The organism is Streptomyces caniscabiei, assembly GCF_014930365.1.
Lineage (GTDB): Bacteria > Actinomycetota > Actinomycetes > Streptomycetales > Streptomycetaceae > Streptomyces > Streptomyces caniscabiei.
In genome coordinates, this window is the sequence record NZ_JABXWI010000020.1 from 60,285 (window position 1) to 71,798 (window position 11,514).

At 74.2% G+C, this 11,514-nt stretch carries 10 protein-coding genes; 5 read left to right on the plus strand and 5 right to left on the minus strand.

Annotated features, from left to right (window positions below):
• Positions 1 to 4: 4 nt before the first annotated feature.
• The 3 genes from HW837_RS39575 to HW837_RS39585 all read left to right on the plus strand — a co-directional run bounded on the left by HW837_RS39575 (position 5) and on the right by HW837_RS39585 (position 2,142).
• On the plus strand, positions 5 to 436 hold the full coding sequence (locus tag HW837_RS39575) for a tautomerase family protein (protein WP_045561791.1): 432 nt from the start codon (positions 5 to 7) through the stop codon (positions 434 to 436).
• Complete coding sequence (locus tag HW837_RS39580) at positions 429 to 1,439, plus strand: zinc-dependent alcohol dehydrogenase (protein WP_193381652.1); 1,011 nt, start codon at positions 429 to 431, stop codon at positions 1,437 to 1,439. The genes HW837_RS39575 and HW837_RS39580 overlap by 8 nt, the downstream gene beginning before the upstream one ends.
• 115 nt (positions 1,440 to 1,554) lie before the next feature.
• On the plus strand, positions 1,555 to 2,142 hold the full coding sequence (locus HW837_RS39585) for a PaaI family thioesterase (protein ID WP_313895650.1): 588 nt from the start codon (positions 1,555 to 1,557) through the stop codon (positions 2,140 to 2,142).
• A gap of 9 nt (positions 2,143 to 2,151) precedes the next feature.
• On the opposite strand, the gene HW837_RS39590 is transcribed toward HW837_RS39585, so the two are convergent.
• From HW837_RS39590 to lnt, 3 genes are all read right to left on the minus strand, one after another.
• Complete coding sequence (locus HW837_RS39590) at positions 2,152 to 5,169, minus strand: aminotransferase (RefSeq protein ID WP_193381651.1); 3,018 nt, start codon at positions 5,167 to 5,169, stop codon at positions 2,152 to 2,154.
• Between the two features lie 210 nt (positions 5,170 to 5,379).
• Positions 5,380 to 5,853 carry an NUDIX hydrolase gene (locus tag HW837_RS39595; RefSeq protein ID WP_045561788.1) on the minus strand — a complete coding sequence of 158 codons (474 nt, stop codon included), beginning with the start codon at positions 5,851 to 5,853 and terminating at the stop codon, positions 5,380 to 5,382.
• A 67-nt stretch (positions 5,854 to 5,920) separates the two neighbouring features.
• Positions 5,921 to 7,537 (minus strand): apolipoprotein N-acyltransferase, encoded by a 1,617-nt coding sequence (gene lnt / locus HW837_RS39600; RefSeq protein WP_045561787.1) that lies wholly within the window; start codon positions 7,535 to 7,537, stop codon positions 5,921 to 5,923.
• 283 nt (positions 7,538 to 7,820) lie between these two features.
• Between lnt and HW837_RS39605 the strand changes: the two genes are divergently transcribed.
• Positions 7,821 to 8,804 carry an O-antigen ligase family protein gene (locus HW837_RS39605; RefSeq protein WP_234442759.1) on the plus strand — a complete coding sequence of 328 codons (984 nt, stop codon included), beginning with the start codon at positions 7,821 to 7,823 and terminating at the stop codon, positions 8,802 to 8,804.
• A 52-nt stretch (positions 8,805 to 8,856) separates the two neighbouring features.
• Here the strand turns inward: HW837_RS39605 and HW837_RS39610 are convergent, their stop codons facing one another.
• Positions 8,857 to 9,414, minus strand: coding sequence for a hypothetical protein (locus HW837_RS39610; RefSeq protein ID WP_093790582.1), 558 nt, complete (start codon positions 9,412 to 9,414; stop codon positions 8,857 to 8,859).
• Positions 9,415 to 9,464: 50 nt separating this feature from the next.
• On the minus strand, positions 9,465 to 10,271 hold the full coding sequence (locus HW837_RS39615) for a glutamate racemase (protein WP_193381650.1): 807 nt from the start codon (positions 10,269 to 10,271) through the stop codon (positions 9,465 to 9,467).
• A 39-nt stretch (positions 10,272 to 10,310) separates the two neighbouring features.
• Here HW837_RS39615 and HW837_RS39620 point away from each other — a divergent pair, with 39 nt between their 5' ends.
• On the plus strand, positions 10,311 to 11,504 hold the full coding sequence (locus HW837_RS39620; protein ID WP_045561783.1) for a glycosyltransferase: 1,194 nt from the start codon (positions 10,311 to 10,313) through the stop codon (positions 11,502 to 11,504).
• Positions 11,505 to 11,514 lie beyond the last annotated feature (10 nt).

The window sequence follows — 11,514 nt, forward strand, 5'->3', positions numbered from 1 at the left end:
CGCCATGCCGATGATCCGGCTCACCGCCCCGACCGGTTCGCTGACCGACGCGGGCCGCGAGAAGGTCCAGCGCGAACTCGCCGCCGTGCTGCTGCGCTGGGAGGGCGCGCCCGACACCGCGTTCTTCCGCGCCCAGGCGTGGAGCTATCTGATCGAGCTGCCCGCAGGGGCACAGACCACGGCCGAGGACGACGCGCCGCGCTATCTCGTGGAGGTGACCGTTCCGCAGGGGGCGCTGTCCGAGCGGCGCCGGGCCGGGCTGGTCGAGGACGCCACCAGGACCGTCCTCGAAGCCGCCGGGCTGCCCCCGGCCGAGGCCCCGCGGGTGTGGGTGCTGGTGCACGAGCAACCCGACGGCACCTGGGGCGCCGGCGGCTCCGTCGTGCGCTTCGCCGACCTCGTGGCCCTGGCGAAGGGGCAGCGGACCGATGCGTGAACTGACCTACGTGGCCCGCCGCACCGTCGAGTGGCGCGAGGCCCCCGACCCGCGCCTCCGCTCCGACGCGGAGGCGATCGTCGCCCCGGTGGCCGCCACCCCCTGCGACGTGGACTCCGCGATCCTCGCCGGTCACGGCTTCGTCGAGCCGCCGTTCGCCCTGGGACACGAATGCGTGGCCCGCGTCGTGGAGACCGGCGACGCCGTCACCACGGTGTCCCCCGGCGACCTGGTCGTCGTCCCCTGGTCCGTCAACTGCGGCGCCTGCGACCACTGCCGGGCCGGGCTCACGGCGCACTGCACGGCCGTCCCGCACATGGCGATGTACGGGGCTCCGATCGGCGGCACCTGGGGCGGACTCTTCTCCGACCTGGTCCGCGTGCCGTACGCGGAGGCCATGCTGGTGCCCCTGCCCGCCGGCCTCGACCCCGTCGCCATGGCCTCCGCGAGCGACAACTGGCCCCTGTCCTGGCGCCTGGTCGCACCCCACCTCGCGAACCGTCCCGGCGCCCGCGTCCTGGTCGTCGCCCGGGGCAGCATCGGCCTGTACGTGTGCGACATCGCCCGCGCGCTCGGCGCCTCCGACGTGCTGTACGTCGACCCCGACCCCGCGCACCGGCGGCTCGCCGAGGGCTTCGGTGCCCGTACCGCCGAGGCGGTCGAGCCCGTCCCGCACGGCTTCGACATCGCCGTCGAGGCCACCGGCCGGGTCGACCAGCTCGCCCTCGCGGTCAAGTGCCTCGCCCCGGAAGGCGTCTGCGAGTCCGCGGGCAACCACTTCCGCCCCGGCGAACTGCCCCTGCTCGACATGTACCTCACCGGTGTCACCCTGCGCGTCGCCCGCGACAACGTCCGCGCCCACATCCCCGACGCCCTCGCCCTGGCCGGCTCGGGGAAGGTCGACCCGGCGCGCGTCGTCTCGCACGTCCTCGACTGGGAGCAGCTTCCCGACGCGCTCCCCGAGAAGCACCTCAAGCCGGTCTTCGTCCGCGCCGACACCTGATCCCCGTCCCCCGCCCACGCCGCCGCTCCCAGGTGGCCCTCCCCCGCACGACGCGGCAGAGCTCGAACACCGCCGGGCGGCGACCGCCGCACTCGGCCTGGAACCACGGGCCCTGGTGGAGACGGCGGTCCGCACGACGGCCCCCGCGCAGGTCCTGCACGCGGTGGCGGACGAGGTCCGCCGGATCACCGGGCGGCTGACCGGTCGACTCCGGCGCAGGGCGGAGATCCCGGACGTGGACGAATTCCCGGGCGGCACCCGGATGTTCAGCCCCGTCACGGGCGTCGGCAGCCCCTTCGCCCCGCCCCTGCGGGTGGCGCCGGCGGACCGCGGCCTCGTCGGCCGGTGCACCCTCGGCGTCACCCACGAGGGGCCGCCCGGCTACGGGCACGGCGGGATGAGCGCGATGCTGCTCGACGAGCTGATGGGCCGGGCCTGCGGCGCGGCAGGGCTGCACGCCATGACCGTCTCCCTCCAGATCCACTACCACCGGCCCGTCCCGCTGGAGACGCCGCTGCGGCTCTTCGCCCGGGTCACCGGCACCGAGGGCCGCAAGATCCTCGTGCACGGCTCGATCGGTGCCGAGGCGGACCCGGCGGCCCCCGCGGTGACGGCGGACGGTGTCTTCGTCACGCCCGACCCCGCCCGTGTCCAGGCCCTGTTCCCGAGCCTGCGGAGCACACGGGCGGACACACCCGCGTGATCCCCGAGGTCACCAGCCGTGCGTCAGGACGTCGTCCAGGGCGGCGACGAAGCCGTCAGCGCCGTCCCTGGTCAGACACAGCGGCGGCTTGATCTTCAGCACGCACTGCCGGTCGGAGGTCGGCTGCATGATCACACCGAGTTCGCGCAGCCGCTCACAGATCGCGGCCGTCTCCTCGGTGGCCGGCTCCAGCGTCGTACGGTCGCGCACGAACTCCACGCCCAGATAGAGACCGGAGCCGTGCACCGCGCCGATCAGCTCGTGCCGGTGGGCCAGTTCATGGAGCCGGTGCTTCAGGTGGCGGCCCACGTCCCGGGCGTTGGCCTGGAGTTCCTCGTCGCGCAGTGCGTCGAGGACGGCGAGCCCGACCACCGAGCTGACCGGGCTGCCGCCGGCGGACGAGAAGAAGTAGCCCTGGCCGCGGTAGGCCTCGGCGATCTCGCGCCGGGTGACCACCGCGCCCAGCGGATGCCCGTTGCCCATCGCCTTGGCGACGGTCACCACGTCCGGTACCACGCCCTGCTGCTCGAACCCCCAGAAGTGGGTGCCGAGCCGGCCGTAGCCGACCTGCACCTCGTCCGCGAGGCAGAGTCCGCCGACGGCCCGGGTGGCGGCGTAGACCTGTGCGAGGTAGCCGTCCGGCAGGGGCATGCCGCCGGCGTTGCCGTAGAACGGCTCGCACAGGAACGCGGCCGGCGGGCTGCCGCGCGCCGCGAGTTCGGCGATCCGCTCGGCGGCCTCGGGACCGTACCGCCGGGCCTCGGTTCCCCGGTGCCGGCCACGGTAGGAGTTGGGCGCGGCGACCGTGTGCACCCACGGCGGGCGTGAGGCGAGGGCGCCCGGGTTGTCGGCGACGGAGGTGGAGACGGCGTCGCTCGCGTACGTCCAGCCGTGGTACGCCTCCTCGACGGCGACCACGTCCTGCCGACCGGTCGTCGCCCAGGCGAGCCGCAGCGCGAGGTCGACGGCCTCGGAGCCGCTGTTCACCAGGAAGACGGTGTCCAGGCCGTCGGGGAGCGACTGGGTGAGCCGTTCCGACAGTTCGACCACCGACGCGTAGTGGAAACGGGAGTTGGTGTTGAGGCGCCGCCACTGCCGGTGGACGGCGTCGCTCAGCGCGGGGTGGCCGTGGCCGAGCACGGTCACGTTGTTGAGCATGTCGAGGTAGACGCGGCCCCGGGTGTCGACCAGGTGGTGCCGCCAGCCGCGCTCGATGCGCGGCGGCTCCTCGAAGTAGTGCTCCTGGACGGTGGCGAAGGAGTTCTCGCGCCGCTCCAGCAACTCCGCGTCGACGGCGACCGAACCGAGCCCGTCCCGGCCCTCGCCCACGGGTTCGGGTGTTCCGTCGCCGAGCAGAGGGCCCGGGTCGGGGCACAACGACAGCCACCCGACGGCGAGTTCGGGTGTGGTGAACCTCGGCGGACGCGCGGCACCGGGCAGCGCGGAGAGCTGGACGCCCAGCACGTACACCCCGTCGTCCTCGGCCACCGTGCCGAGCGACCGGCCCGCCTCGACGGGAGCGGGGGACTCCTCCGCGTCGGCGGCCTCGACCCCGCCACCGACCCCGCCCCTGACACCGTCAAGGATCAGGTCGACCCCGTCGCCGGTGCTCAGGGTCAGCGTGCCGCCCGGAGTCCTGGTGACCGTGCCGGCCCAAGGCGCGTGGACCTCCAGCGGCCCGGTGAGGTACAGCTCGACCCCGAGCGCACAGGTTTCGGCGACGCCCCCGCCGGCGACGGACGCCCGGGTCAGCCGGAACTCACCGTGCCGGGTCCGTACGGCCGTCCGCCCCGCCTCCAACGCCTCCGTCGCGAGAGCGCGTTCGATGCCGGGGTCCAGCCAGCGTCCGGTGTGCAGATCGTCGCTCCCCACCGACAGATCGAGCAGGCGCACCTCGCCCGTCAGCGCGGGCAGCAGCCGGTTCGCGGGCAGCAGCCGGTTCGCGGGCAGGAGCGGTCCGGCGGCGGATCCGGACCGGGCTGCCGGGCGGGCGAGTCCCTGCCGGAAGAGAGCCGTCATCACCTGCGCCGGTACCGACACGGCGGCCTCGAACATCGCCCACTCGCGGTCCAGCGCGGCCGTGGCGTACCGGTTGTCCGGGTCGAGCAGGGTGTCGTACTGCCCGCTGACCACCATGACGGCCGACCGCAGCACGACGAGCGGCCACAGCACGGCCACCTCCTCGTCCCCGAGCGGCCGGGCCGCGTCGAAGGCCCGTACGGCGGGCAGCACCGACGCGGGGCCCGCGCCGTGGTGGTGGAGCACGGAGGTGCAGGTGACCGCCAGTTCCGCGACCGTCCAGCCGGGACCCAGATCACCGAAGTCGATGACGCCGACCGGGACGGGCCGCCCGTCGCCGGCCGTCTCGCAGACCACGTTGTTGTCGGTCACGTCCCCGTGCACGATCTGCGTCGGCAGCCGGTCGGCGTAAGGCTCCACCAGGGCGTGCGCGGCGCGGGACGCCCGCAGGATCCGCCGGGCGCGCGCCCGGTCGGGCAGGTGCGGGGCCAGTGCCTCGATGACGGCGGGCGCGTTGCGCAGGTCCCACATCCGGGTCGGGTCCGGGGCGGCCGCCTCCAGACCGGCGCGCTCGAAACCGGCGAGCCCGGCCGCGACCCGTCCGGCGAGTCCGCCGAGCCGGGCGACGACGTCCGGGGCCAGATAGCGGCTGTCCATGATCGGTTCGCCGGGGACGAAGTCCAGCAGCCGACAGGCCAGTTCCACCCCGTCCGCGGTGAGCCACTGCACCGCCGCGCCGTCCACTCCGGTCCGGGCCCGGGGCAGCCGCACGTCCGGGAGCACTCCGGCCAGATGGTCGACCGCCGCGTCCTGGGCCCCGAGCAGCGCGGCGTCCGTCGCGGGGTGGGCGATCTTGAGCACCCGGTCGCCGGTGTCGGTCCGGACCCGGTAGTTGCGGTCCTGCTGACTTCCCAGGTCCTTGAGGGCGCCGCGTACTCCGAACCGGGTGGCGAGGAAGGCGGTCAACTCCGCCTCGGCGACCACGGGACAGCGCGGGGGATGGCTCATCGGGGACTCCACCACTCCATGCCGGAACGTTCCGGCAACCGTAGGGGGCGCTTGTCGATCACGTCAACGCCGACGGTCGGCGGGGCGACGGAGCCGGTCGGCGCCGCACACCGGCGCGGGGAGCGCGCGCTCCCCGCACACGCCCGCACCCGCACCCGCACCCGCACCCGCCCACTCGGCGCACACGGGCTCAGCCGCCCGTCCCGGTTCTCAGACCGTCGGGTCGAACCACGTCACCGAGTCGGACATGGCCTGCTTGATGCGGAACAGCGCGAACTCGCTCAGGTCCGGCAGGGCGTCCAGCGAGAACCAGCCGACGTCCAGGGACTCGTCGTCGTTGACCCGGGCCTCTCCGCCCACGGCCCGGCAGTAGAACGTGATGTCCATGTACTGGCACACGTCCCCGTTGTCGTACCGGACCGGTTCCAACGCCTGTACGAGGACGACCCGTTCGGCCACGCACCGGACCGCCGTCTCCTCCTCGACCTCCCGCACGGCACAGGCCGCCGGCTGCTCCCCCGGGTCCGGGATGCCGCCGATCAGCGACCACTTGCCGTTGTCGGACCGACGGCCCAGCAGCACTCTGCCCTCGTCGTCGAAGACGAGGGCGGTGACTCCGGGGAGCCAGAGGAGCTGCTTGCCGGCGGACGCACGGAGTGTGCGGATGAAATCAGGGGTAGCCATGGAGCCGACCCTAACGGGCCGGTCTCCTCAACCCCGCCTCATCCAGGCGCGCACGCGAGGCGTACGGCTACACGCCACCGGCGCGCCTCCCGCGCACACCGGCCGCGATCGCCCAGCCGAGGCCACCTGCCGCGACCAGCACCAACAGCATCTCGGGCGCGATACCGACCCGGGTGGCGGGCGTCTCGGAGGTGCGCAGCGGCACCTTCTGCACCAGCGAGTCCGGGACGAACATTCCGGTCTTCTGGGTGATCCTGCCGTCCGGCATGATGATCGCACTGACGCCGCTGGTCACCGGGACGGTGACGGTGCGGCTGTGCTCGACGGCGCGCACCCGGGACATGGCGAGCTGCTGGTAGGTCATCTCGCTGCGGTCGAAGGTGGCGTTGTTGCTCGGCACCGAGATCAGCTGTGCGCCGTCGGTGACCTCCGAGCGCACGGCCCAGTCGAAGGCCGCCTCGTAGCAGGTGACGAGTCCGACCTTCGCCCCGGCCATGGTGAAAACGCCGGGCTCGGTGCCCCGGCTGAAGTCCTGGCGGACCATGGAGGTCCACTCGCTGTTGATGGCCCCGATCAGCGACCGCAGCGGCAGGTACTCGCCGAACGGCTGGATCTGCCGCTTGTCGTAGGTGTCGACGGGACCCTTCTCGGGGTCCCACAGGATCTGCTCGTTGTAGAGCTTGCCGTCCCGCTCCACCACGCCGCCGACGGAGATGGGGGCACCGATGGCCGTGGCGGCCTGCTCGATCACCGTGCGGGCGTCGGCGTTGGCGAAGGGGTCGATGTCGGAGGAGTTCTCCGGCCAGAGCACGAGGTCGGGCCGGGCGACCTTGCCGGCCGCGACCTCGGCGGCCAGCCGCTCGGTCTCCCTGGCGTGGTAGTCGAGCACGGCCCGCCGCTGGGCGTTGAAGTCGAGCCCCAGGCGGGGGACGTTGCCCTGGATGACGGCCACGGTGGCGGTGCCGGCCTCGGCCTCGTCGCTCACCAGCGCGCGGGACGCGAACGCGCCCACCAGGGGGACGGCCACGGAGAGCGCGGCCACGGCCGCGGTGCCCCGGCGTACGGCCTCGCCGGTGCGGCGGTTCGCCACGAGCAGCCGGACCGCCTCGTACAGCCCGAAGCCGCACAGTACGACCGCGAAGCCGAGGACCGGTGTGCCGCCGAGAGCGGCCAGCGGCAGGAAGACACCATCCGCCTGGCCGAAGGCGATCTTGCCCCAGGGGAAACCGCTGAACGGGGCACGCGCGCGTGCCGCCTCGCCGGCGATCCACAGGGCGGCGGCCCACACGGGCCAGCCGGGCAGCTTGGAGACGGCGGCGACGCCCGCGCCGACGAGGGCCACGAACACCGCCTCGATCGCGACGAGCGCGAGCCACGGGGCGGGGCCGACCTCCACGCCGGTCCACACCAGCAGCGGCAGCAGGAATCCGAGGCCGAACAGGTAGCCGAGACCGAGGCCCGCCTTCCAGCCGCGTCCGCGTAGCACCCAGCCGAAGACCGCGAAGGCCGGCAGGGCCAGCCACCACAGGGTGCGGGGCGGGAAGCTGACGTAGAGCAGCACCCCGGAGAGGGCCGCGGCGGCGGCCGGCAGCAGTCGAGCGACCCATCGGGACGCCCGGGAGACGGGCGTGGCCTGGGGTTCGAGCTGTTCCGGCTCGTCTACGGGAGTGGCGGTGACGGTCACTCCGGGAGTGTACGGCGCGTCACCCCGGCGCCGACAGCGCGGTCCACGCGTCCCGGGTGAGGCTTTTGTCGCACACCTGACGCATCGTTCCTGCATAACTCGTCCACAAACCGGCGCATCACCCGTTACGGTGTGCGCGAGCCTCTGACGTGCGGCGAGATGTCGTCCGGGCGGTCGAGGCCCGGCACAGTCGGGGGGCGACACCTTGGGGTCCACGGGGACGGAGTCCGCGGCCGGAGCGTCGGCCTCGCACGAGAGACGGAACGTCTCCGATGTCACGGGAGTGCTCCTGCTCGGGGCGTGCGCGGCCTGGTCGTTGATCACGGCGGCGGCGCGCGGCGGCCGCCCGGAGGGTGTGCTGCTGGCGGTTCTCGCGGTGGCGGCCGGTTACGCGGCGGGCCGGATCTGCGGGGCCGTGCTGCCGGTGGTGGCTCCGTCCGCCGGGGCGCTGGCCGGTCTGGGTCTGGCGGTCACCGACCCGCACACGATGACGGGCTCGCCGCTGGTCTCGCCGCTCGGGCACACCGGTGCGACCGCCGCGCTGCTGGTGCTGTCCGCCGGCGCCGCCTGCTGTGCCGCCTGGGCGGCCCGTGCGCCCGGCCCGAGGCTGGCCCTGCGGCTGCTGGCCTGCGGGATCGCCGTGACCGCGGCGGCGCTCGGCTCGATCACCGGCTTCGCCGCGTGCGCCGGGGTGCTGCTGTGCTCGCTCGCGGCGGCCCGGATGCGCCGCGGCCCGGGCCTCGTGGGGCTGGCCCTCGCCACGGGCCTGGTGACGACGACGGTCTGGGCGGTCGCCGAGAACGCCCTGCCGGCCGGACTCACCGACTCGCTGGAGGGGCAGCTCACCCCGCACCGGATCCTGCTGTGGCACGACGCGCTCGGTCTGGTCCACGACGAACCGCTGCTCGGCGCGGGACCGGGCCGCTTCGGGGAGCTGAGCCCGACGGTCGCCGAGTCGCTGTCGGCCGACGACCGTCCCCACTCGGCGCCGCTGCAGCTGGCCGCCGAACAGGGCCTCGCCGGTGTCGCCCTGCTCGCGGCCGTGTTCGGCTGGGTCCTCTATGTCCTGTGGCGGACCCCGCGCTCCACTCCGGTGGTCCTCACCGCGGGCGCGGCCCTGACCGCGATGGCCGCGATCGCCGCCGTGGGCAACGCGCTGAGCTTCACCACGGTGACGGCGGGCGCGGGTCTGCTCGCGGGGATGGCGACGGCATGGCCCCTGACGGATGGGGAGAGCGAGACGGCGCCGGACCTCGGCGACGGCTAGCCAGGGCCTGTCCACGCGGTCGGCCGGACGGGACCGGCCGACGCCGAGGGGGTCAGCGCGCGGCGTCGGACGCCTTCGGGGTCAGCCGGGCGCGGATGACGCTCACGGCGGTCTCGGCGTTGTCCACGGTGATCGTGAAGGTGTGCCCGTCCCAGAGGCGCAGCACCACCGCCTCACCCCGGCGTACGACGACGGCGGTGCCCTTCTCGGGCCGCCAGCGGTAGCCCCAGCCGCCCCATTGATGGGGTGTGACGCACGGCGCGAAGGCGGCGTCGGCGACCTGGGACAGGGGGATGCGGCGGCGCGGCACACCGATGTGGCCGCAGCGGACCTCCAGGAAGTCCTCGTCGACCTTCACCGAGACATGCACGAACGCGAGCGTGCCGAAGAGGACGAGCAGCCCGGCCGCGATGCAGCCGACGACGGACATGACGAGCGGGGCGACACCGGACGCCCACGCGGAGTCGACCGCGAGTTCGATGCCCAGTGCCATGCAGGCGGCGCCGCCGAGGGCGAGCAGCCACTGGCCGCGGTTGGTCGCACGGCCGGTCCATACCTCGGGGTGCGGGCCTTCGGGGGTGCCCGTCTCGCCGTGGGGGTGGTCCCTCATGGCTTTGAGACTACTCATGTTCCGCTGCGCGGGCACCTGGTCGCGGAGCGTTACCGATCCGCCCTGAGGGCCGGCGCGGCACCGGCCGTCGCGAGCAGCCGGCCCTCCTCGTAGGCCAGGGCCGGCGCGGGCAGCGGGCCCTCACGGCCGCTGAGCAGGACGGTCAGCGTCGACCCGGTCCAGTCGGCCTCGGGCTTCGGCAGTTCACCGATGCGGCGCAGCGCCTGCGCGGCCACGGCTCCGGCGGAGCCGTGCAGGACGAGGGGCGGCCGGCCCGGCTGCTGAACGGCCGCGCGGATGCGTTCGGCGACGAGTTCGTAGTGGGTGCAGCCCAGGACGACGGTCGTCACGTCGTCGGGCGTCAGCGCGGCGGCCGCGGCGATGGTGGCGTCGATCGCCGCGTCGTCGGCGTGCTCCACCGCTTCGGCCAGTCCCCAGCAGGGCACCTCGGTGACCGGGACACCGTCGGCGAACTCCTCGATGAGGCCGCGCTGGTAGGGGCTGCCGGTGGTGGCGGGTGTCGCCCAGATGGTGAAGGGGCCGCCGCCGGACGCGGCCGGCTTGATCGCCGGGACCGTGCCGATCACCGGCAGGCCCGGTTCGAGGAGGGCCCGCAGGGCGGGCAGGGCGTGCACGGAGGCGGTGTTGCAGCCGACGATCAGCGCGTCGGGCGAGTGGACCGCCGCCGCCTCGGCGACGGCGAGAGCACGCTCGGTCAGATCCTCGGGCGTGCGCGGGCCCCAGGGCATGCCGTCGGGGTCCGAGGAGATCACGAGATCCGCGTCGGGCCGCAGCCGCCGTACCGCGGCGGCGGCGGGGAGCAGACCGATACCGGAGTCCATGAGCGCGATCTTCACCCGGCCACGATAGACGATGGCCTCGGTAGGGCCGCCGCCGTGGGGCAGACTGCGGACGTGAGCGCCATCGCGTGGACCGCCGCCGGATCACTCGCCGCCTGGTTGTGGCTGCTGCTCGGCCAGGGCTTCTTCTGGCGCACGGATGTGCGTCTGCCACCCCGCCGGGACCCCGCGGACTGGCCGGACGTCTGTGTCGTCGTCCCCGCCCGTGACGAGGCCGCCGTACTGCCGGACAGCCTGCCGTCGCTGCTGGCCCAGGACTATCCGGGGCGGGCCGAGGTCTTCCTGGTCGACGACGGCAGCTCGGACGGGACCGGCGACCTGGCCCGTGAGCTGTCCCGCCGGTTCGGCGGCCTCCCCCTCACCGTGTCCTCGCCCGGGGAGCCGCCCGCGGGCTGGACCGGCAAGCTCTGGGCCGTCCGGCACGGCATCACGCTGGCACGCGCGCGTGGACCCGAGTTCCTGCTGCTGACGGACGCGGACATCGCGCATCGCCACGACAGCCTGCGCGCGCTGGTGGCGGCCGCGCGCACCGGCGGCTTCGACCTGGTCTCCCAGATGGCGCGGCTGCGGGTGGAGAGCGGGTGGGAGAAGCTGGTCGTGCCCGCCTTCGTCTACTTCTTCGCCCAGCTCTATCCGTTCCGGCGGATCGCTGTACGGGGCGCGCGCACGGCGGCAGCGGCGGGCGGCTGTGTGCTGCTGAGCGTCGAGGCCGCCGAGCGGGCGCGGATCCCGGACGCGATCCGGCAGTCCGTCATCGACGACGTGGCACTGGCCGGGGCGGTCAAGAGGAGCGGCGGCCACATCTGGCTGGGGCTGGCGGAGCGCGTGGACAGCGTGCGGCCCTACCCCCGGCTGGGCGACCTGTGGCACATGGTCGCCCGCAGCGCCTACGCCCAGTTGCTGCACAGCCCGCTGCTGCTCGTCGGCACGGTCCTCGGCCTGGCCCTGGTCTACCTGGTCCCGCCGGTCGCGCTCGTCGCGGGCCTGGTCACGGCCGACCCGGCGGCGGCGCTGCTCGGCGGGCTCGCCTGGCTGCTGATGGCGGCGACCTACGTGCCGATGCTCCGCCACTACGGTCTGCCGCCGGGTCTCGCTCCCCTGCTGCCGTTCACCGCGTCGCTGTACCTCCTGATGACGGTCGACTCGGCGGTGCGGCACCACCGGGGGCGCGGTGCGGCCTGGAAGGGCCGCACCTACGCCCGCCCGGAGGCGGTCCCGGACGAGAGCTAGTGCCGCGGGG

Excerpts from the sequence above, each read along its gene's own strand:
- HW837_RS39575 (WP_045561791.1), top strand. The coding sequence starts at position 5 with ATGCCGATGATCCGGCTCACCGCCCCGACCGGTTCGCTGACCGACGCG.
- HW837_RS39580 (WP_193381652.1), top strand. The coding sequence starts at position 429 with ATGCGTGAACTGACCTACGTGGCCCGCCGCACCGTCGAGTGGCGCGAG.
- HW837_RS39590 (WP_193381651.1), bottom strand. The coding sequence starts at position 5,169 with ATGAGCCATCCCCCGCGCTGTCCCGTGGTCGCCGAGGCGGAGTTGACC.
- HW837_RS39595 (WP_045561788.1), bottom strand. The coding sequence starts at position 5,853 with ATGGCTACCCCTGATTTCATCCGCACACTCCGTGCGTCCGCCGGCAAG.
- HW837_RS39610 (WP_093790582.1), bottom strand. The coding sequence starts at position 9,414 with ATGAGGGACCACCCCCACGGCGAGACGGGCACCCCCGAAGGCCCGCAC.